The organism is Thioalkalivibrio sp. ALE12, from assembly GCF_000381105.1.
Classification (GTDB): Bacteria; Pseudomonadota; Gammaproteobacteria; order Ectothiorhodospirales; family Ectothiorhodospiraceae; genus Thioalkalivibrio.
Genome location: NZ_KB905905.1, coordinates 380,117 through 401,716, shown reverse-complemented (window position 1 = coordinate 401,716; position 21,600 = coordinate 380,117). Strand labels below are relative to the sequence as shown.

The following is a 21,600-nucleotide window of genomic DNA, read 5'->3' as shown; positions in this document are numbered from 1 at the left end:
TTACAGGCGAATCTCCACGCGTTCGGCACCCGGGGCGTCGATGCCGCGGTGCAGCAGCAGGGTGCCGCTGGCATTGAGCAGTTCGGTGCTCAGCTGGCGAAAGCGCACCACCGTCTCGGTCAGGTTCAGGCGGCTCTCCAGCAGGTCGCGCTGGGCCTGGGCCACCGCCAGGGCGGTCCCGGCCCCGACCCGAAAGCGGGTCTGTTCCACGCGCAGCAGTTCTTCCTGCAGTTCCACCGTCTCCTTCTGCGCCTGGATCTGTTCGCGCACGCGGGCGGCGTCGAACCAGGTGGCGCGCACGTCCTCGATGGCCAGCTGTTCCAGGTTGGCCAGGGTCTCCTGGATCTGCTGGCGGGTCAGGCGCGCGCGGGTGTGCTCGGCCTCGGCCGCGCGATTGCCGATGGGCATCTCGAAGCGCAGGCCGGCGGCCAGGTCGTAGCCGTCGCCCTGGCGGTCGCGCCAGGTGCGGCTGAAGCTGTCCGCGTAGCCGGACTGGCCCAGGGTGACGAAGAAGTCCAGGCGCGGCAGCAGGCCGTTGCGGGTGCGCACCACCTCCAGCTGATTGCGCTGCACGCGCAGGCGGGTCTCGTTGAGGTCGGCGCGGTGGTCGCGGGCCAGCGCCACGTAGGCATCCAGGGGCTCAAGGGCGTAGCGCTCCAGCTCCGGCTCCGAACGGGCCTCTAGCCGGGTATCCCAGAGCCCGCCGTTGTCGGCCTGCAGCAGGCGGGCCAGCGCGTCCTGGGCGCGGGCACGGTCGGCCCGCGCGTCGATCAGGCCCTGGCGGCGCAGCGCCACCTCGGCGCGCGCGGATACGGCCTCGGTCTCCGGACGGTCGCCGGCCCGGATGCGGCGTTCGGTCTGGTCCAGCTGGGCGCGGGCGACCGCCAGGGCCTCCTCGAAGATGGCGATCTGTGCGTCGGCCAGTACCAGGTCCCAGTAGCGGCCCTCCACGTCCGTGATCAGCTGCTCCACGAAGCCGCGCACCTCGTATTCCGAGGCCTCCACATCCAGGCTGGCCTGGCGCAGGCGCACCAGGTTGGATTCGATACGGCCGCCCCGGAGCAGGGCCTGGGTCAGGCTGAGCCCCGCGCGGGTGGTGAACTGCGGGGTGTCCACGCGGGAACTGGAGGCGCGGGAACTGCGCAGCGAGACCGTCAGGTCGGTGCCGGTGGGAAGCGCCTGGGTGATCCCGGCCTCCCCGAAACGGCGGGTGGTTGTCACCGTGTCGGTCTCGCCGATCTGTTCCAGCTGGCGCACGCTCTGGTCGCGGCTGATCTCCAGCTCGGCGAACAGCTCGGGGTCGAACACGGCGCGCTCCTGGGCCTCGAAGGTGCCCTGGATGGCCGTTTGCAGGCGCTCGGCGCGCAGGCCGCGGTTGTTCTCCAGGGCGCGGGCGACGGCCTCCTCCAGCGACAGCGTCTCCTCCGCCACCGCCTCGCGCTCGAACGGGCGGGTGTCCAGCAGGGCCTCGGCGGGCAGCGACAGGCGCAGGCCCTCGGTGGCGTCCTGGGCGTCGGCGCCCTGGGCCGGGAGGGTCAGGGCGAGCGCGACGAGGAAGGTCAGCGTTTTTCTAGGCATGTTCCGTTGCGACTCGATAGACCGGTTGTGGATGTTCGCCCCGGCGGTGGAACAGCAGGTACAGCGTCGGGATCAGCACCAGGGTGATCAGGGTAGACGACAGCAGGCCGCCGATCACCACCCGCGCCATCGGGGCCTGGGCCTCGCCGCCGTCGCCCATGCCGATCGCCAGCGGCGACAGCGCGAGGATGGTGGTCAGCGTGGTCATCAGGATCGGGCGCAGGCGCTCGCCGGCCGCGGCCACGATCGCCGCGGTCAGCTCCATGCCGTCGTCGCGGTGGCGCCGGGCCATGCGGTCCACCAGCAGGATCGCGTTGTTCACCACGATCCCGACCAGCAGCAGGATGCCGATCAGCGACTGCACGTTGAGCGTGGTGTCAGTGATCAGCAGCGCCGCGGTGACGCCGATCAGGGCCAGCGGGATGGAGAACATCACGATCAGCGGGTCGCGCAGGGATTCGTACAGGCTGGCCATGACCATGTACACCAGCAGCGTGGCCAGCAGGGTGCCCAGCAGCAGCTCGGAGAAGGCGGCCTCCTGTTCCTCGATATCGCCGGTGACCGAGAAGTCGATCTCCTCCGGCAGCGGGATATCCGCCAGGGCGGCACGCACGTCCGCCGCGACCTCGCCCAATGAACGGTCGCCGATATTCACGAACAGGGTGCTGATGCGCGCCTGCTCGCGGCGCTGGATGCTGTCGGGGCCCATCGCGGTATCGAAGGACACGAGGCTGCGCAGGGCGACGCGCTCGCCGTCCTCGCTGCGCACCGTCAGGTTCAGGAGGTCGTCCAGCGAGCTCTGGTCGGCGTCGCGCAGCTGGACCCAGATACGGGTCTCGTCGCCCCCGGCGCGCAGCTGCCCGGCGCTGGAGCCGCCCAGCGCGGTCTCCAGGGTCTGGGCGATGGTGCGCACGTCCACGCCCAGGTCGGCGGCGCGGGCGCGGTCGATGCGGGTGGCGAACTCGGGCTGACCGCCGTCGGAGCCGACGCGGGTATCGGTCACGCCGGGGATGTCGGACAGCGCGGCCTCGAACCGCTCGACCACCGCGTTCATCGTGGGCAGTTCGAAGCCACGGACCTCGATGGACAGGCTCTCCTCGTCCGCGCCGCGGCCGAAGCCACGGAAGAAGATTCCGCTGGAGGCGCGTACGCGGATCTCGACCCCGGGCGGGCTGCCCAGCGCCTCGCGCAGCGCGGCGGCGATGGCATCAGAGGAGCGGCTGCGGCTTGCGCGAGAACCGACCATTACGCGCATGTTGCCGGAGGCCGGCGAGGAGGCCCGGAACGCCGAGGCGCCCGAGCTGGAGACCAGGTTTTCCAGTTCCGGGACCTCGTCGCGGATGATCGCCTCCAGCCCAGCCATGGTGGCGTACAGCTCTTCCAGCGGGGTGCCGGGTTCCATGGATACATGCACGCGCAGCTCGCCCTCGTCGGTGGCGGGCAGGAACTCGGTGCCCACGCCGCGCAGGCCGGCGAGGGCGATCATCATCAGCAGCAGACTGATGCCGATGACCATCCACGGCTGGGTCAGGGTGCGCTGCAGCAGGCCCTGGTAGCGATGTTCCATGCGCGCGAGGGCGCTGGTGTCGCGCCTGGGCATCGGTGCTCGGGCCATCAGCATCGGCACCAGGGTGAGGGCAACGATCAGCGAGCCGGCCAGGGCAAAGGCGACCACGGCCGCCAGGGGCTTGAACAGCTGGCCGGCGAGTTCCTCGGCGAAGAACAGCGGCAGGAAGATCGCGACCGTGGTCAGGGTGCTGGCGATGATGGCGGGCGCGACCCGTCCGGTGCCGCTGATCGCGGCCTCGGCGGCGGTCTGCTCGGCGTGTTCTTCACGTCGGCGGGCGATGCTCTCGATGACCACGATGGCGTTGTCCACCATCAGCCCCACCCCCAGCGCGATCCCGCCAAGTGTCATCAGGTTCAGCGAGTAGCCGCCGAAGTACACCAGACCAAAGGTCGCGATCACGGCCAGCGGGATCGCGGTGGCCGCCACCAGGGTGTAACGGATATTGCGCAGGAACACGAGCAGCACCAGTACCGCCAGCGCGCTGCCGTAGAGGATGGCCTGGCCGACATTGGTGATGGAGTTGCGGATGAACCCCGCCTCGTCGGTGACCGCGCGGATGTCGATCTGAGGGAAGTCGCGGTTCAGGCGTACCAGTTCGGCGTGCACCGCCTCGGAGACCTCGACCGTGTTGGCGTCGGCCAGCTTGCGCACCGCGAGCTGGACGCCTTCTTCCTCGTTAACCCGGAAGCGGCGGGTGACGCGCTGATGGGTATCGCGTACCTCCGCGACCTGGTGCAGGTGGGTCACGCCATCCTCGCTGCGCTGCACGATGGTGTCGCGGACCTCGTCCACCGAGCGGAACTCGGCCGGGGTGCGCAGGCGGTACTCCCGCCGGCCGTCCATGATCGGCCCGCCGGGGGTGATCACGTTGGCGTCGCGGATGCGGTTGCGCAGGTCGTCTAGGCCCAGGTCGATGGCCTCGAGACGCTCCGGGTCCACCTCCACGCGGACCTCGCGCTCCAGCCCGCCGAAGGTGTCGACCGCGGCCACACCGGGGATGCGCTCCAGGCGCGGGGCGATGCGGTTGTCGATCAGGGTGCGCAGGTGGATGGCGTCCAGCTGCGAGCCCACCCCCAGGCGCATGATGGGCGAGTCCTGGGTGTCGAACTGGCGCACCAGCGGGCGGTCGGCATCATCCGGCAGGCGGTCCTCGATGCGTGCCAGACGATCGCGCAGGTCGTCCACGGCCTGGCGGATGTCCGTGCCCCAGGCGAAGTTGATGCGGACGTTGCTGTTGCCCTCGGCCGAGGTGGAACGGATCTCCTGGGCACCCGTGATCGCGGCCGCTGCCTGTTCCACCGGCCGTGTGACCAGTTGTTCGACCTCCTCGGCCCCGGCATTGGGGTAGGAGGTCATCACGGTGACCACGGGGTAGGTGATGTCGGGCAGCAGGTCCACCGGCAGGCGCGTCAGCGCGGTCAGCCCGAGGATGACCACGATCAGGGCCACCATACTGGTCAGCACGGGGCGGTGGACGGTCAGGCGCGCGGGATTCACGGGGTCTGTGCCTCGCGCGCGTCATCGCGGTCGGGGATGCGGCCCGGTTCGCTCAGCCGCAGCGGGGTACCGTCCGCAAGCAGGTGCTGGCCGAGGATCACGACCTCGGTGCCCGGCGGCAGATCGGGTTCCAGCAGTTCGACCCAGTTCCCGTCACGGACACCGGTGACGGCCTGATGGCGCCGGGCCGTTGGGCGCTCGCCACTGCGTTCCACGCTGAATACGGTGGGCCCGGCCTCACGCTGGATGATCGCGTCGCGTGGGATGGCCCGCGCGCCGTCGCGCTGGCCCAGGGTGATCGCGGCCTCGACGAACATGCCCGGGCGCAGGCGGACGTCGTCGTTGGGCAGTTCCACCTCGATCCGCGCCTGGCGCGAGCCGGGGCGGAACTCCGGTGCGATCCGCGCGATGGTCCCCGCGAATGCGGTGTCGGGGTAGGCGCCGGTGCGTACCTCAGTGGCCTTACCGGGAGACAGCCGACCGTAGTCGGACTCCGTCACGGCCAGGATCGCCCGGACCGGCTGGAGCCGGACCAGCGCCAGCGCCGGCTCGCTGGCGCTGATGACCGTGCCGGGATCCACATGCCGTTCTGCCACCCAGCGCGTGCTGCTGGATGCATCCGCCTCGATGCGGGTATAGCCGAGCTGGATCTCGCGGGTGCGCAGTGCGGAGCGTCGCTGCCGGATCTGCGATTCGGCGAGGGCCACTCGGGTCTGCGCCAGGGCCAGTTCGGTCTCGGCGGCCTCCAGCTCGGAACGCGAGGCGATCCCCTGATCGCGCAGTTCACGGGTGCGCTGCAGTTCGCGCCGGGACGCGTCGCGGCTGGCGATGGCCTCCGCCAGGCTGGCCTCGGCCACTTCCAGTTCCGCCGCGGCCTGGGCGACGTCCTGCTCGAACTCTTCGGTGTCCAGTTGCAGCAAGGGGTCGCCCGGTTCCACGCGGTCCCCCAGATTGACGAAGATCTCGGCGACCCGGCCGCCGACACGGGGCGTGATCTCGATGCGGTCCGCACCCTCGATGCTCCCGGTGAAGCGCCGGCGCTCGACCAGGTCACGGGTCTCGATGGCGGCAACCGCCACGGCCACCGGTCGCGTCTCGCCACCGCCGGGGCGACTGCTGGGCGCTGCATCGTCATCCGGAGCGAGCAGCATCCAGCCCAGCAGGCCGGCGGCCAGGAGGAAGAGAACCGCGGTGATCAGGGTGGCGGGGCGGGGCATTGCAGCTCGCTTTTGTTCGGGGTGGTCAGGGGGAGTGTGGCGTGGTTCACTGAATCCTGAATGAATTCGGTTCGGAATCCGGGCCTTGTTCGGGACATCCTGCCATGCGACCGCGAATCTCGAGGAGAATTCTGTAATGACACGCGATACGGCCCGTGCGCCGCGTCCGCGGCGACGCTCTTTCGGTGGGGACATGCTCGGGCTGCTGGCCTGGATGGTACTGGTGTTTGCCGTGGCGGGGCTGGGGGGCTGGGCCACCAGTCTTTCGGTGGGCGACTGGTACCCGACCCTGGCCCGGCCGCCGTTGAACCCGCCGGATGCGGTGTTCGGCCCGGTCTGGAGCGTGCTGTTCGGGCTGATGGGGCTGGCGGCGTGGCATGTGTGGCGCCGCGTGGGCCTGACCGGGGCGCCGGTCGCGCTGGGTCTGTTCCTGGCGCAACTCGCCCTGAACCTGGGCTGGTCGGTGCTCTTCTTCGGCCTGCAGCGCCCGGATCTGGCGCTCGCCGAGATCCTGATCCTGTGGCCGCTGATCCTCGCCACGCTGATCGCCTTCTGGCGCATCGACCGCATCGCCGGCGCGCTGCTGGTGCCCTACCTGCTGTGGGTCGGCTTCGCCATCTACCTCAACGCCGGCATCGTCTGGCTCAACTGATCGGCACCACGAACAAGGTCAAAGGCGATTCACAGGAAGAAGGGAAGGATGGAAGAGTTATTGTCGGTTGGACCGGGCGAGGTGCAATGTTGTTTGCCCATCCAGCCCTTCTTCCAGTCTTCCAAACTTCCTGTGAATCGCTTTTGACCCTCTTTGCGTATTTGTGCGCTGTTGGTTGAGCCGTTTCAAGGCACCGGGTGTCATGCGTTGGTCATGTGGGCGGAGTATCCTGACGCGATTTTTCGCGGGAGGGCGTCATGGCCGTACGGGTTGGCATCAATGGCATGGGGCGGATTGGCCGCCTGGCGCTGCGTGCGGCCTGGGATCGGGACGATCTCGAGATCGTGCACCTGAACGAGGTCGCGGCGGACGGTACGGTTACCGGACACCTGCTGGAGTTCGATTCGGTGCATGGGCGCTGGGATCACGGCATCCAGGCCGAGCCGGACGCCCTGCAGATCGATGGCCGCAGCCTGCGCCACACGCAGCTGGGCGAGCCGGGGCAGGTGCCCTGGGCCGAGTCCGGTGTGGATATCGTGATCGATGCCAGCGGCGCCTTCCGCACCATGGAGACCCTGCAGCCGCACTTCGACCGTGGGGCCCGGCGTGTGGTCGTCGCGGCTCCGGTGAAGGACGAGCGGGCGCTGAACGTGGTGATGGGCGTCAACGATGCGGCCTACGATCCGGCGCGGCACCATGTGGTCACCGCTGCCTCCTGCACCACCAACTGCCTGGCGCCCCTGGTCAAGGTGCTGCACCCGGCCCTGGAGATCCGCCACGGGACGATCCTGACGGTACACGACATGACCGCCACGCAGTCGCCTGTGGATCTGCCGCGCGACAATCTGCGCCGGGCCCGTGCGGCCGGGCTGAACCTGATCCCGACCACTACCGGCTCGGCGAAGGCGATCGGTGACATCTTCCCCGAACTGAACGGACGGCTGAACGGCCATGCGGTGCGCGTGCCGCTGATGAATGCCTCGCTGACAGACTTCACCTTCGAGGCGGCGCGCGAGACCTCCGCGGAGGAGGTGAACGAACTGCTGCGCTCGGCGGCCGCGGGCGAACTCGCCGGCATCCTGGGCTTTGAGGAACGCCCGCTGGTCTCCAGCGACTTCCGCACCGACCCGCGCTCGTCCATTGTCGATGCGCAGTCGACGATGGTGGTGGATGGGACGCAGGTGAAGGTGCTGGCCTGGTACGACAACGAATGGGGCTATGCCAACCGGCTGGTCGAACTGGTCGCGCGCGTGGCCGAGCAGGGCGTGTAGGACGGATGAGCAGCCCGGCCGAAACGCCGAACGCACCGCCCACCCTGGGGCTGGGCGCCTACGCGCGCATCACCGCGAACTACTGGGCGTTTACCGTCACCGACGGCGCGATCCGCATGCTGGTCGTGTTGTTCTTCCACCAGCTGGGCTACAGCCCGCTGGAGATCGCGTTCCTGTTCCTGTTCTACGAGCTGTTCGGGGTGATCACCAACCTGACCGGCGGCTGGCTGGCCGCGCGGCTGGGGGTGAACACGACGATGATCGGCGGGACCTTGTTGCAGGTTGCGGCGCTGCTGATGCTCACGGTGCCCGAGGCCTGGCTGGGCGTGGCCTACGTGATGTTCGCGCAGGCCCTGTCCGGGATCGCCAAGGACCTCAACAAGATGAGTGCGAAGTCCGGCGTGAAGCTGGTGGCCGGCGACGGGGAAGGGCGGCTGTTTCGCTGGGTCGCGGTGCTCACCGGCTCGAAGAACGCGCTGAAGGGGGTGGGCTTCTTCGTCGGCGGCGCGCTGCTGTACTCGGTCGGATTCCAGATGGCGCTGGTGATCCTGGCCGGGATGCTGGCCGTGGTGATGCTGTTCTCCATCGTCGGCCTGCCGCGCGGGCTGGGGAAGGTCGGGGGCAAGCCGAAATTCACCCAGATGTTCTCCAATTCTGCCGCGATCAATGTGCTCTCGGCCGCGCGGTTCTTCCTGTTTGGCGCGCGCGATGTCTGGTTTGTGGTCGCCTTGCCGGTATTCCTCAGCGCGACCCTGGACTGGAACCACATGCAGGTGGGGGCGTTTCTGGCGCTGTGGGTAATCGGTTACGGGATCGTACAGGCCTCGGTGCCGCGCCTGCTGGGCCGCGGCGGGCTGCATCCGACCGGGCTGACCGCGCGGTTGTGGGCCTTCATCCTGATGCTGCTGCCCATCGGCATCGTAATCGGCCTGGAGACGGGGCTGGACCCGGCCTGGGTGCTGATGGTCGGGCTGGGCGTGTTTGGCGTGGTGTTTGCGATCAACTCCGCCGTGCACTCGTTCCTGATCCTCGACTACGCCGATGCCGACCGGGTCGCGATGAAGGTCGGCTTCTACTACATGGCCAACGCCGGTGGGCGTCTGGTCGGCACCGTCGCCTCCGGCGCCATCTTCATGGTCTGGGGCCTGGAGGGCGCGCTGATCGCCTCCACCTTGTTCATCTTCGCCACCTGGATGATCTCCTCCCTGCTCCCCCGCGAGGCCGCACGCGCCTGAGACGGTGGTTCGACTGCAGTCATCAAATTACTGTAATTCCTCGATCACCGCCGCAAGGGTTCGCGAGCGGTAGCGGTCCGCGTGGCGGACCCAGCCGAGCTGGCGGGTGATGGGTGGGGCGGGCCATTCGAGGATGGCCAGGTCGTCGGTGGCCATGGTGCGGGGGAGGAAACCGATGCCGAGTCCGGCGGCGATCATCATGCGGATGACTTCGAGGTAGGGGCTTTCCTGGGCTGCGGCGGGGTGCAGGCCCTGTGCGGCCAGGGCCTGATCGATCTGGCGACGGGTGGTGGAGTCCACCGGTGGCAGGATCGCCGGCCAGTCGTGCAGGCGCTTCAGGGTGTCCTGCGGTGCATCCTGGGCGCGGCCGCGGGCGATCATCGGGACCAGTTCGTCGGTCCAGACGGGTTTAGCCTCCGAGCCCTTCGGCAGGTCGTCGGGCAGGGTGGCCAGGGCCAGATCGGCTTCGCCGTGCATCACCGCCTCGATGCCGGCCTCGGAGTCCATGAACGCGAGTTCCAGCTCCAGTTCGGGGTAGCGGGTGCGCAGAGCGGCCAGCGGCGCGGGCAGGCGGTGCAGGGCAATGTGGTGGGAGGTGGCCAGGCGGATGCGGCCACGCACGACCTGGTCGAGGTCCGCCACCTGCTGCTCGATCGCGTGCAGGCGGGCCAGGATCTCGCGGGCCTCGGGCAGCAGGCGCTCGGCGACCTCGGTGGGCCGCACGCGGCGCCCCTGGCGCTCGAACAGGGGACGTTGCAGCGTTGCCTCCAGCGACTGGATGCGTTTGCTGATCGCCGGCTGGGTCAGGTGCAGCCGCTCGGCCGCGGCGGAGAAGGCGCCGGTATCGACCACTGCCACGAAGGCCTGCAGGGACTCGATGCTCAGTTGTTCCGGACGCATCCGCCGCCTCCGTGGGATAATGACCGGCTGATTGAGGTGGTGCCGGATCGCCAAACCATAACCATATGGAATGATAAAGATAATAAATCGGATTTGAAAGAATGGAAGGGCGGCCGCAGACTGGCAATGCGGTGGTGCCGCTCGTCTGTAGGAGGCCAGCCCTCTGGCCGATCCGACGGCCCATCGGCCAGAGGGCTGGCCTCCTACAGGGGGCTTTGGCGGCCGCTCACCGAAAATATGGCTGGAACATCGCGGCGCGGCCGCGGGAGCAGGTAATGGCAGGCAAGACACTGTATGACAAGCTGTGGGAGGCGCATGTGGTGCGCGAGGAGCCGGATGGCTCGACGCTGCTCTACATCGACCGCCACCTGGTGCACGAGGTGACCAGCCCGCAGGCCTTCGAGGGTCTGCGTCTGGCCGGGCGCAAGCCCTGGCGCGGGGATTCCGTGCTGGCGGTGCCGGACCACAATGTGCCCACTGCCAATCGCGACCGCGGAATCGAGGATCCGGTGTCGCGCACCCAGGTGGAGACGCTGGAGAGCAATGTCACGAGCCTGGGGCTGAAGTTCTTCCCGATGGCGGACGTGCGCCAGGGCATCGTGCATGTGATCGGCCCCGAGCAGGGGGCGACCCTGCCGGGCATGACGGTCGTCTGCGGTGACTCGCATACCTCCACCCACGGCGCGCTGGGCGCGCTGGCCTTCGGCATCGGCACCTCCGAGGTCGAGCATGTGCTGGCCACGCAGTGCCTGTGGCAGAAGAAGACCAAGGCCATGCAGATCCGCGTGGAGGGCGAGCTGCGCCCGGGCGTGACCGCCAAGGATGTGGTGCTGGCGATCATCGGCCGTATCGGTACCGCCGGTGGCACCGGCTATGCGATCGAGTTCGCCGGCTCGGCGATCCGCAGCCTGTCGGTCGAGGGCCGCATGAGCATCTGCAACATGTCCATCGAGGCCGGGGCCCGCGCGGGCATGGTCGCGGTGGACGAGAAGACCATCGAATATGTGCGCAACAAGCCACAGGCGCCGAGCGGCGAGCTGTTTGAAAAGGCGGCGGAGTACTGGCGCACGCTGGTCTCGGATCCCGATGCCGAATTCGACGCGGTGGTGGAGATGGATGCCGCCGAGATCGCCCCGCAGGTGAGCTGGGGCACCTCGCCGGAGATGGTCGCGCCGATCGACGGCCGCGTGCCGGACCCGGCGGCCGAGTCCGATCCGGTGCGCGCCGAGGGCATGAAGCGCGCGCTGGAGTACATGGACCTGCAGCCGAACACGCCGATGACCGAGATCCGGCCGGACAAGGTCTTCATTGGCTCCTGCACGAATTCGCGGATCGAGGACCTGCGCGCGGCCGCCGAGGTGGTCAAGGGCCGCAGGAAGGCCGACAACATCAAGCTGGCGATGGTGGTGCCGGGCTCCGGGCTGGTGAAGCAGCAGGCGGAGCAGGAAGGGCTGGACCGGATCTTCCTGGATGCCGGCTTCGAGTGGCGCGAGCCGGGGTGTTCCATGTGCCTGGCGATGAACGCGGACCGGCTGGAGCCGGGCGAACGCTGCGCCTCGACCTCGAACCGCAACTTCGAGGGCCGTCAGGGGCAGGGCGGGCGTACCCATCTGGTCAGCCCGGCGCTGGCCGCCGCGGCCGCCGTGGCCGGGCACTTCGTCGAACCGTCGGCACTGAAGGAGGCGTAAGCGATGCAGGCCTTTACCGTACACAAGGGGATTGTCGCGCCGCTGGATCGCTCCAATGTCGACACCGACGCGATTATCCCGAAGCAGTACCTGAAGTCGGTCAAGCGTACGGGCTTCGGGCCCAATGCCTTTGACGACTGGCGCTACCTGGACCCGGGCGAGCCCGGCATGGACAGCTCGCAGCGCCGTATCAACCCGGATTTCGTGCTCAACCAGGCGCCGTTCGACCAGGCAAGCATCCTGCTGGCACGCAAGAACTTCGGCTGCGGCTCCTCGCGCGAGCACGCGGTGTGGGCACTGACCGACTTCGGCTTTCGCGCGGTGATCGCGCCGTCGTTCGCGGATATCTTCTTCTCCAACAGCTGCAAGAACGGGCTGCTGCCGGTGGTGCTGGCCGAGGACGAGGTGCAGGCACTGTTCGAGCAGGTCGAGGCGAACCCGGGCGCACAGGTCGAGGTGAACCTGGAAGAGATGACCGTAACGGCGCCGGACGGTACGGTGTTTCGTTTCACGCTCGACGAGGACCGGCGCCACCGCCTGCTGAACGGCCTGGATGATATCGCCCTGACGCTGCAGTACGCCGATGACATCCGCGCCTTTGAGGAGCGCCAGCGCCGCGAATGGCCGTGGATGGCGGAGCACACGCAGGGCTGAATGGTGCCCCTTGTAGGAGGCCAGCCCTCTGGCCGATTGGGCCTGTCCTGGCGCCCCATCGGCCAGAGGGCTGGCCTCCTACAGGTAGAGAAGAAATTCGATTGATCTGATGGTTAGGAGAGGTTTGTGAGCCGAATTCTTGTGTTGCCCGGGGACGGGATCGGGCCCGAGATCGTGGCCGAGGCGCTGAAGGTGCTGGAGCGTGTAGGCGAGATCGGCGGGCTGGATCTGGAGATCGAGCAGGGCCTGATCGGGGGCGCGGCGCACGATGCGGCAGGTCACCCGTATCCTGAGGCCACCCGCGAGGCGGCGCGTCGCGCCGACGCGATCCTGCTGGGCGCGGTCGGCGGCCCGCAGTACGAATCGCTGGAACGTGATCTCCGCCCCGAGCGCGGGCTGCTGGGTATCCGTTCGGATCTGGGCCTGTTCGCAAACCTGCGCCCGGCGATCCTGTATCCGCAGCTGGCCTCGGCCTCCACGCTGAAGCCGGAGGTGGTCAGCGGGCTGGATATCCTGATCGTGCGTGAACTGACCGGCGGGATCTACTTCGGCCAGCCGCGCGGGATCGAGGAACGTAACGGCGAGCGCTACGGCTTCAATACGGCCGCCTACAGCGAATCGGAGATCGAACGCATCGCGCGGGTCGGGTTCGAGGCGGCGATGAAGCGCGGCAAGCGCCTGTGCTCGGTGGACAAGGCCAATGTGCTCGAGGTCTCCGAGCTGTGGCGCGAGGTGGTCGAGCGCGTCGGGAAGGAATTCCCCGAGGTCGAGCTGTCTCACATGTATGTGGACAACGCGGCCATGCAGCTGGTGCGCGATCCCAAGCAGTTTGACGTGATGGTCACCGGCAACATGTTCGGCGACATCCTGTCCGATGCCGCGGCCATGCTGACCGGGTCCATCGGCATGCTGCCCTCGGCCTCGCTGAACAGCGAGGGGGTCGGTCTGTACGAGCCGATCCACGGCTCCGCGCCGGATATCGCCGGGCAGGGCAAGGCCAATCCGATGGCAACCGTGCTGTCGGTCGCGATGCTGCTGCGCCACAGCCTGAACCGCAATGACCTGGCCGAGCGCATCGAACAGGCCGTGGGTCGGGTGCTGGATCAGGGCCTGCGCACGCCGGACATCTTCGGCGAGGGCATGACGCTGGTCGGCACCCAGGGGATGGGTGATGCCCTGGTGTCCGCGCTGGATGACTAACGAAATATCAGTAGCTTGAAGATTAAAATTAAACCGGGAATGAACGATGAGTGACCGCAAGTTTGACGTGGCCGTGGTGGGCGCAACCGGCGCCGTCGGCGAGACCCTGCTCTCCATCCTGGCCGAGCGCGACCTGCCGCTGGGCCGGGTGCATGCGCTGGCCAGTTCGCGCTCGGTCGGCAAGACGGTCGCCTTCGGCCGCCGCGAGCTGGAGGTGGAGGATCTGGCCACCTTCGATTTCTCCACCGTGCAGATCGGGCTGTTCTCGCCGGGGGCCTCGGTGTCCGCGGAATACGCGCCGAAGGCGGCCGCGGCCGGCTGCGTGGTGATCGACAACACCTCGCAGTTTCGCTACGACCCGGAGATCCCGCTGGTGGTGCCGGAGGTCAACCCTGAGGCCGTCTCCGGATACAAGAAGCACGGGATCATCGCGAACCCGAACTGCTCCACCATCCAGATGCTGGTGGCGCTGAAGCCGCTGCACGACGCGGTCGGCGTCGAGCGCATCAACGTCGCGACCTACCAGGCCGTCTCCGGCACCGGCAAGGATGCGATCGAGGAACTGGCGCACCAGACGGCGGCCCTGCTGAACGGCCGCCCGGTTGAGTGCAACGTGTATCCCAAGCAGATCGCGTTCAACGCGCTGCCGCACATCGACGTCTTCCAGGACAACGGCTACACCAAGGAAGAGATGAAGATGGTCTGGGAGACCCGCAAGATCATGGGTGACGAGTCCATCCTGGTGAACCCGACCGCGGTGCGCATCCCGGTGTTCTACGGCCATTCCGAGGCCCTGCATATCGAGACCCGCGAGAAGATCAGTGCGGAAAAGGCCCGCGAGATCCTGTCCGCCGCGCCGGGGATCACGGTGCTCGACAAGCACGAGGACGGGGGATATCCGACCGCCGTGACCGAGGGTTCCGGCAAGGACGCCGTGTTCGTCGGGCGTATCCGCGAGGACATCTCGCACCCGCGCGGGCTGGACCTGTGGGTGGTGTCGGACAACGTGCGCAAGGGGGCTGCGCTGAACACAATCCAGATCGCGGAGGTTTTGATCCGCGATTACCTGTGATTTAATCCGGGAAAACGCCGGGCATCGGCCCGGCACATTCGTGGCCAGGGGGTCGCCAGCCGTACTGGCGGGGGCGTTTAGGCCACGCGGCACTTTCAGGGGGAATTCGTGCGCAAGTTTCTGGTTGGGTTTTTGTTCTTGCTGCTGGTGGCCCCGGCGTCGTCAAGCTCCGTGGGCTTTGGTGAAGTCAACCTGCAATCCTTCCTGAACCAGCCCTTGCGGGCGGAGATTCCCTTGCGCGGCGCCTCGGGGGTCGCGGACTCCCTCCGCATTCGCCAGGCGTCCGAGGATGCGTACCGCCGTGCCGGTCTCAACCGAGGGAGTGTTCCGGGTGACCTGAACATCCAGCTGGATGGCGATCGCGTGATCCTGACCACCCGCCGGCCGGTGCGCGAACCGTACGTCGGGATTTTGCTGGAGGCGCGCTGGGATGGAGGGCGTGCCATGCGAGAGGTCTCCCTGCTGCTGGACCCGCCCGGGACCATGCCGTCCGGGGCCTCGGCACCTTCTGTGAGCCAGGCCGACGCCGCGGCACCACGCACCCCCCGCGCCGGTGAAACCCTCCAGGTTCGCAGTGGCGATACGCTCTACGCGATCGTGCGCCGCAGCGGGATCTCCGGTTACAGCGACGAGCAGGCCATGCTCGCCTTCCTGGATGCCAATCCCCAGGCCTTTATCGGGAACAATATCAACGCACTCCGGGCGGACGCCGAGCTGCGCACGCCGTCGCGCGAACAACTGGAGGCCCGCAGCGCCGCTGCGGCGCGCGCCGAGGTGGCCGACCAGACCCGCTCGTGGCAGGAGTCTACGCGTGCCGCGCAGGAAGAGCCCGAGCCGGCACCGGCCGATGACGCCGTGGCCGCCGCCGAAGAGGACGCGGCGGTGGAGGACGACGCGGCCGCCGTCGAGGACGAAGAGACGGTCGCGGCCGAAGAGTCCGAGGCAGCGGCGGAGGATGACGCGGCTGCGGTCGCTGACACCGATACGGCGGCGGCCGAGGATGATCCGGCGGTTGCCGAGGAGTCCGTCGCCGACGAAGGGGTGGAGGACCGCCTGGAGATCGTGGCCGATCTGCTGCCGGAAGACGCCGAAGCCGGTGTGGCGCAGGGGGGTTCCGAGGAACTGCTCCAGGAGGCCCTGTTGTCCCAGCGCGCCGAGATGGAGGGGATGCGCGAGGAGCTCTCCGAACTGCGCGAAGAACTCGGGGAACGCGGTCGTCTGGCCGAGATCTCCAGCGAGAACATGGCCGAACTCGAAGAGCAGCTGAGCCAGCTGCGCGCCGAGCGCGAACAGCTGCGTACCCGCCTGGATCGCGCCGATGCGGAGCGGAACGCACCGCTGCACGAGCGCATCATGAATGACCCGCTGTTGCTGATGATGGCGATCGCACTGGTGGTCCTGCTGCTGCTGGTACTGCTGGCCTTTGCACGCGGCGGCCGGCGCGAGGTGATGGTGGACGAACGGGGTGCCGGCTTGAAGCCGCGCGCCGACAACAGCAAGGTTCAGGCGTCCGGCGTCGAATCGGCCGGCTATGAGGCGAAGGAAGTGGACCACACCGAAGGTTCGCATTCGGCGATGGCCGGTGCGGCGACCGGCGCCGCGGCCGGGACCATCATGGGGGCTGCCGCGGCCCGATCCGACGACGATACCGAAACCACGCAGGAGGAATCCGCGCATCCGCCGGCCGAACCGGAGGAAGAGGTGGGGGAAGTCGTGGTTGCCAGCACCAGCGAGGGTGCGGCAGGCATGGACGACGTCCTGGCCGAGGTGGATGTATGCCTGGCCTACGGCATGAATGATCAGGCCGTCGAGACGCTGAACGCGGCGCTCGAAACCAGTCCGGACAACAAGCAGTACCGGCTGAAGCTGGTCGAGGCACATGTCGCGCTGGAAGACGAGGCGGGTACGCGCGAGGCCGCGAATGCCCTGCGCGAGCGTCTGGGGCCGGACGACGACGAGATGCGCGATCGTCTTTCGGAGCTGGAATCCCGTCTCGGGAGTTCCGCGGGTTCGGCGGGAGATGCTGCGGCCGATTCGCTGGACGACGCGGTTGCGGGCGACGACTCGGACGCTGCCGATGCCGACGCGGACAGCAACGAGATCGACTTCTCCGGGCTGGACCTCCCGGACGTCGAGGTGTCGGACACCTCGGAGGCGACCGAAGGCACCCCGGCGGGCGACGATGAGGGCCTCTCGTTCGACATTGACGAGAACCTCGAGGACGACCTGGCCTCGGCGGCAGAGGCCGATCGCGGTGAAGCCGCGTCCGGTGACGACCTGAATGACCTGTCGTTTGATCTGGACGAGAGTGAACTGCCGGATCTGGATGCGCCGGCCAGCGGCGGGGACAGCGGCGAAACCGAGGACAGCGGTTTGTCGATGGACGAGGATCTGCAGGTTCCGGGTGAACCGTCGGCGGCGGCCGGGGATGAGGCAGGGACCGGAGACGACGAAAACGTGACCCGCCTGAGCCTGGCGCAGGCCTATGCCGATATGGGCGATGCGGAAGGGGCGCAGGAGCTGATCGACGAGGTCCTCGCCTCCGGCACGGACGAGCAGAAGCAGGAGGCCGAGGCGATCCGGAGCCAGATCCAGGGCTCCTGATCCTCGGGGTAGAGCCGGCCCTCCAGCAACGGATTGCATCTGCCGGCTGCAGTGTACGGCCCCGCTCGGAGGCGCTCCGGGCGGGGCCTTTTGGTTTCGAGGAGGCTGGCGTGTGACCCCTGCCGAACGATCCAACATCGTGCGATCTGCTTCCCGGGAGGTTTCAGCCGCCGGGTTGGCGATCCTGGGTGTTGTGGCCGCCTCGGCCGCTCTGGTGCCGGCGGATCCGCTGGTGGTCGTCCTGGTGGCCGGCCTGTGCGCCGGGCTGGGGCTGACGGGTGGCGTGGAGTGGCGGCGCGCGGGTCGACTGATGCTGCGGCTCAAGTGGTTTTATCTGTCGCTTGCCGTGTTTTACGGGCTGTGGCCGGCCGACACGGGAGATGCGTTTCAGGGATTGCAGGAGGCGGGCTGGCGGATTGTCGCGCTGATGCTCGTGGTGGTGCTGGTGGTGTGGTTGACGGGGCGGTTCTCGCGATCGGCCCTGGTGGGCGCCCTGGGCGCGCTCCTGGGCGGGCCGCGCCAGGTACTGGGGGGCTGGGGCGAGCGCTTCGCTCGGCGGCTGTTCCTGGCGCTGGCCTTGTTCGAGGACGAGAATGCCTCCGTCGAGCAGCGTCGCGCAGGCCTGCGTGGATCCCGCCGCGCGCGGCTGCTGGCGGTCCGGGAGTGGCTGGTTGAGCGGCTGGATCAGGCGCTGGCGGGGGGAGCGGAGCTGCAACCGGAGGCCTGGGAGGCAGACGCGGGAGATGCGGAGGGAGGCGTGCCCTGGTGGGGCCTGGCCTGGCTCTGGGCGGGCGTGATGTTGGTCTGGGCGGCTTTGTTGGGGGGCTGGATTGAATAGCGAGCGAGAACGCGTGCATGGCGGAGTCGCGACGCCCGGGGCCGATGCGGACGCGATGGCACCCCAGCGCTGGGCGCTTGGCGTGGAATACGACGGACGCGGGCTGCTGGGCTGGCAGCGCCAGAAGGATGGCCCCAGTGTCCAGGGGCATCTGCAGGCAGCGCTGGGGTTCGTGGCGAATCATTCGGTGGAACTGGTCTGTGCCGGGCGCACGGATGCGGGGGTGCATGCCACGGCACAGGTGGTGCATTTCGATACGCCGGCCCGGCGCGAGCCCCATGCGTGGATTCTCGGGGCCAACAGCCGCCTCCCGGACGCGATTGCGGTGACCTGGGCGCAGGCGGTGCCCGCGACCTTCCATGCGCGGTTCAGCGCGTTCGGGCGGCGCTATCGCTATGTGATCGCGAACCGCGAGATTCGACCGGCGCTGGAGGCGGGGCGGGTGTCCTGGTGGCGCCGACCACTGGACGCCGAACGGATGCATCAGGCCGGCCAGGCATTCGTTGGCGAGCAGGACTTCAGCAGCCTTCGGGCGGCGGCGTGCCAGGCGAAATCGCCGGTGCGCTGCGTGCATTCGCTGTCGGTACGCCGCCAGGGGCATTACGTGGTCCTCGATGTTCATGCGAATGCCTTTCTGCACCACATGGTGCGGAACATCGCGGGTGTGCTGCTGGCGGTCGGGGACGGCCGGGCCGATCCGGACTGGCCCCTGGAGGTGCTGGGGGCGCGGGATCGCCGGGCTTCTGGTATCACGGCCCCGGCGGGCGGGCTTTATTTCGTGCATGTCGACTACCCCTCGGAGTTTGCGCTGCCGCTGGCCGCCGGACCGGTCGTCGATGGCGTTCCGGGGAATGGGGCGGGGTGATTACGGGAAAGCCGGGCCTGCACCCGGGTTCTGGTAGGCTTGCGACTGCGTTTTTCGGGATGGCGGGCATGCGCTACAGGGTCAAGATCTGCGGAATCACCACGGTGGAGCAGGCGCTTGCCGCGGCTCGGGCCGGTGCGGATGCGATCGGGCTGGTGTTTCACGCCCCGAGCCGGCGGGCCGTGGAGCCGGCGCAGGCGGCGGCGATTGCGGCCGCGCTGCCGCCGTTCGTGACTACGGTGGGGTTGTTCGTGGACCCCGAGCCTGCGCGTGTGGAACAGGTCCTGCGGACGGTGGGGCTGGACTGCCTGCAGTTTCACGGGCACGAGAGCGCGACGGCCTGCGCGCGTTTCGGGCGGCCCTATCTGAAGGCGATCGCGATGGGGGACGGGGACGATCCGCGCCCGGCGATGGACGCGCATCCCGATGCCCAGGGGTTTCTCCTGGACAGCCACGGTGGCGGGCGCAGCGGCGGCTCGGGGCATCGCTTCGACTGGCAGCGTGTGCCCGATGCCCTGGAGCGGCCGTGGCTGCTGGCCGGGGGACTGGATGCAGACTCGGTGCGGGAGGCGCTGGAACACCTGCGCCCGTACGGGGTCGATGTGAGTTCCGGGGTGGAATCCGCGCCCGGGGTCAAGGATGCACGGCGCATGCAGGCCTTCGTGCGGGCCGTGCGCCAATGCGAGGTGGAGACTGATGAACAAGATTGACTGGGCGGCATTCCCGGATGCCCGCGGACATTTCGGTCCGTATGGCGGGCGCTTCGTGTCCGAGACGCTGATGGGCGCGCTCGATGAACTGCAGCAGGTCTACGAGCGCTACATCGGGGATCCCGAGTTCATGGCGGAACTGGACCACGACCTGAAGCAGTTCGTCGGACGGCCGAACCCGCTGTATCACGCCGAGCGCCTGTCGCGGGAGCTCGGCGGCGCGCAGATCTACCTGAAGCGCGAGGACCTGAACCACACCGGTGCGCACAAGGTGAACAACACCATCGGGCAGGCGCTGCTGGCGAAGAAGCTGGGCAAGAAGCGGATCATTGCCGAGACCGGCGCTGGTCAGCACGGGGTGGCGACCGCGACCGTGGCCGCGCGTCTGGGGCTGGAATGCGTGATCTACATGGGCGAGGAGGACACCCGGCGGCAGTCCCAGAACGTCTATCGCATGCGCCTGCTGGGCGCCGAGGTGGTGGGGGTCAAATCCGGCACGCGCACGCTGAAGGATGCCCTGAACGAGGCGATGCGCGACTGGGTGACCAACGTCGACGACACCTTCTACATCATCGGTACGGTGGCCGGTCCACACCCCTATCCGGCGATGGTGCGCGACTTTCAGGCGGTGATTGGTCGCGAGGCGCGCGAGCAGCATCTGGCAATGACCGGCAAGCTGCCGGATACCCTGGTGGCCTGCGTGGGCGGGGGATCCAACGCGATCGGGCTGTTCCATCCGTTCCTGGGCGATGAGTCGGTGGCGATGATCGGGGTCGAGGCCGGCGGTGACGGGGTCGAGACGGGCCGGCATTCCGCGCCATTGTGCGCGGGCCAGCCGGGCGTGCTGCATGGCAACCGGACCTATCTGATGGAGGACGAGAACGGCCAGATCATCGGCACGCACTCGGTCTCGGCGGGGCTCGACTACCCGGGCGTGGGGCCGGAGCATGCGTGGCTCAAGGACATCGGCCGGGTCGATTACGTGTCGGTGACCGATGATCAGGCCCTGGCCGGGTTCCACCGCCTGACCCGCACCGAGGGGATCATCCCGGCGCTGGAGACCAGTCACGCGATTGCCCATGTGCTGGACCTGGCCCCCGAGATGCGCGCTGACCAGAGCATCATCATCAATCTGTCCGGGCGCGGCGACAAGGACCTGAACACCGTGGCCGAACGCGAGGGGATTACGCTATGAGCCGAATCGAGCAGCGCTTTGCGGAACTGCGCGAACAGAATCGCGCCGCGTTGATTCCCTATGTGACGGCCGGCGACCCGGAGCCGGGCGCGACCGTGCCCCTGATGCACGCGCTGGTGGAGGCCGGGGCCGACCTGATCGAGCTGGGGGTGCCGTTCTCGGATCCGATGGCCGATGGTCCGGTGATCCAGAAGGCCTGCGAACGCGCGCTGCGCTTCGGCACCGGCTTGCGCGACGTGCTGGCGATGGTGGCCGAGTTTCGCAAGTCCGACACCACCACGCCCGTGGTGCTGATGGGCTATCTGAACCCGGTGGAACGCATGGGTTACGACGCCTTTGCCGAGACCGCACAGGCGGCCGGGCTCGACGGGCTTCTGACGGTGGACCTGCCGCCGGAGGAAAGCGAGGACGTGGTCGGGTTGCTGGAACAGTCCGGGATCGATCCGATCTTCCTGATCGCGCCGACCACCTCGGAGACGCGTATCGACCATGTGGCGCGGGCCGCCCGCGGCTTCGTGTACTACGTGTCCCTGAAGGGCGTGACCGGCTCGCAGAGCCTGGATGTCTCGGCCCTGTCCGCGCGTCTGGACGGTCTGCGACGGCACACCGGGCTGCCGCTGGGGGTGGGCTTCGGCATCCGCGATGCCGAGACCGCTGCACAGGTGGCGCGGGTCGCCGATGCCGTGGTGGTGGGCAGCGCGATCGTGCGCCTGGCCGAGGAGCACGACGGGGACGGCGACGGTTTCGCCCGGGCCGCGGCGGCCGTGGTCCGGGAGATGCGCAGTGCCATGGATGCGGCGCGCTCCCCGGGCGTGGCGGCCACGGTGTAGAATGCGCGGCGCCGATTCGGACGA

General features: G+C 68.4%; 17 protein-coding genes. 13 read left to right on the top strand and 4 right to left on the bottom strand.

Annotated features, from left to right (window positions below):
* The 3 genes from F614_RS0101870 to F614_RS0101860 are packed head-to-tail and all read right to left on the bottom strand — an operon-like array spanning position 1 to position 5,862.
* Positions 1-1,578 carry a TolC family protein gene (locus F614_RS0101870; protein ID WP_018867073.1) on the bottom strand — a complete coding sequence of 526 codons (1,578 nt, stop codon included), beginning with the start codon at positions 1,576-1,578 and terminating at the stop codon, positions 1-3.
* A complete protein-coding gene (locus F614_RS0101865; RefSeq protein ID WP_019558125.1) occupies positions 1,571-4,645 on the bottom strand; it encodes an efflux RND transporter permease subunit in 3,075 nt (1,024 codons plus the stop codon). Before F614_RS0101865 ends, F614_RS0101870 begins: the two co-directional genes overlap by 8 nt.
* The gene (locus F614_RS0101860) at positions 4,642-5,862 is read right to left on the bottom strand and encodes an efflux RND transporter periplasmic adaptor subunit (RefSeq protein ID WP_018875650.1); all 1,221 of its coding nucleotides are present in this window, start codon (positions 5,860-5,862) and stop codon (positions 4,642-4,644) included. The genes F614_RS0101865 and F614_RS0101860 overlap by 4 nt, the downstream gene beginning before the upstream one ends.
* A gap of 136 nt (positions 5,863-5,998) precedes the next feature.
* Between F614_RS0101860 and F614_RS0101855 the strand changes: the two genes are divergently transcribed.
* From F614_RS0101855 to arsJ, 3 genes are all read left to right on the top strand, one after another.
* Positions 5,999-6,514, top strand: coding sequence for a TspO/MBR family protein (locus F614_RS0101855; protein WP_018875649.1), 516 nt, complete (start codon positions 5,999-6,001; stop codon positions 6,512-6,514).
* A 257-nt stretch (positions 6,515-6,771) separates the two neighbouring features.
* The gene (locus F614_RS0101850) at positions 6,772-7,785 is read left to right on the top strand and encodes an ArsJ-associated glyceraldehyde-3-phosphate dehydrogenase (RefSeq protein ID WP_018867069.1); all 1,014 of its coding nucleotides are present in this window, start codon (positions 6,772-6,774) and stop codon (positions 7,783-7,785) included.
* A gap of 5 nt (positions 7,786-7,790) precedes the next feature.
* Complete coding sequence (arsJ, locus tag F614_RS0101845) at positions 7,791-9,020, top strand: organoarsenical effux MFS transporter ArsJ (protein WP_019558124.1); 1,230 nt, start codon at positions 7,791-7,793, stop codon at positions 9,018-9,020.
* 27 nt (positions 9,021-9,047) lie between these two features.
* On the opposite strand, the gene F614_RS0101840 is transcribed toward arsJ, so the two are convergent.
* A complete protein-coding gene (locus F614_RS0101840; protein WP_019558123.1) occupies positions 9,048-9,920 on the bottom strand; it encodes a LysR family transcriptional regulator in 873 nt (290 codons plus the stop codon).
* A 275-nt stretch (positions 9,921-10,195) separates the two neighbouring features.
* Between F614_RS0101840 and leuC the strand changes: the two genes are divergently transcribed.
* The 10 genes from leuC (at position 10,196) to trpA (ending at position 21,576) form a co-directional block, all read left to right on the top strand.
* The gene (leuC, locus tag F614_RS0101835; RefSeq protein ID WP_018877517.1) at positions 10,196-11,608 is read left to right on the top strand and encodes a 3-isopropylmalate dehydratase large subunit; all 1,413 of its coding nucleotides are present in this window, start codon (positions 10,196-10,198) and stop codon (positions 11,606-11,608) included.
* A 3-nt stretch (positions 11,609-11,611) separates the two neighbouring features.
* Positions 11,612-12,262 carry a 3-isopropylmalate dehydratase small subunit gene (leuD, locus tag F614_RS0101830; protein ID WP_018877516.1) on the top strand — a complete coding sequence of 217 codons (651 nt, stop codon included), beginning with the start codon at positions 11,612-11,614 and terminating at the stop codon, positions 12,260-12,262.
* 126 nt (positions 12,263-12,388) lie between these two features.
* On the top strand, positions 12,389-13,462 hold the full coding sequence (gene leuB / locus F614_RS0101825; RefSeq protein ID WP_196799351.1) for a 3-isopropylmalate dehydrogenase: 1,074 nt from the start codon (positions 12,389-12,391) through the stop codon (positions 13,460-13,462).
* A gap of 46 nt (positions 13,463-13,508) precedes the next feature.
* Positions 13,509-14,534 carry an aspartate-semialdehyde dehydrogenase gene (locus F614_RS0101820; RefSeq protein WP_018875642.1) on the top strand — a complete coding sequence of 342 codons (1,026 nt, stop codon included), beginning with the start codon at positions 13,509-13,511 and terminating at the stop codon, positions 14,532-14,534.
* A gap of 108 nt (positions 14,535-14,642) precedes the next feature.
* Positions 14,643-17,138: a FimV/HubP family polar landmark protein gene (locus F614_RS0101815; RefSeq protein WP_019558122.1), complete on the top strand. Its 2,496-nt coding sequence runs from the start codon at positions 14,643-14,645 to the stop codon at positions 17,136-17,138.
* A gap of 175 nt (positions 17,139-17,313) precedes the next feature.
* The gene (locus tag F614_RS0101810) at positions 17,314-17,976 is read left to right on the top strand and encodes a hypothetical protein (RefSeq protein ID WP_018867060.1); all 663 of its coding nucleotides are present in this window, start codon (positions 17,314-17,316) and stop codon (positions 17,974-17,976) included.
* 55 nt (positions 17,977-18,031) lie between these two features.
* Positions 18,032-18,841, top strand: coding sequence for a tRNA pseudouridine(38-40) synthase TruA (gene truA, locus F614_RS0101805; RefSeq protein ID WP_018867059.1), 810 nt, complete (start codon positions 18,032-18,034; stop codon positions 18,839-18,841).
* Positions 18,842-18,909: 68 nt separating this feature from the next.
* Positions 18,910-19,551 (top strand): phosphoribosylanthranilate isomerase, encoded by a 642-nt coding sequence (locus tag F614_RS0101800; protein ID WP_018867058.1) that lies wholly within the window; start codon positions 18,910-18,912, stop codon positions 19,549-19,551.
* Entirely contained in the window at positions 19,538-20,746 is a 1,209-nt protein-coding gene (gene trpB, locus F614_RS0101795) for a tryptophan synthase subunit beta (protein ID WP_018867057.1), read from the top strand. Before F614_RS0101800 ends, trpB begins: the two co-directional genes overlap by 14 nt.
* Positions 20,743-21,576: a tryptophan synthase subunit alpha gene (trpA, locus tag F614_RS0101790; RefSeq protein ID WP_018867056.1), complete on the top strand. Its 834-nt coding sequence runs from the start codon at positions 20,743-20,745 to the stop codon at positions 21,574-21,576. The genes trpB and trpA overlap by 4 nt, the downstream gene beginning before the upstream one ends.
* The last annotated feature ends 24 nt before the right edge of the window (positions 21,577-21,600 follow it).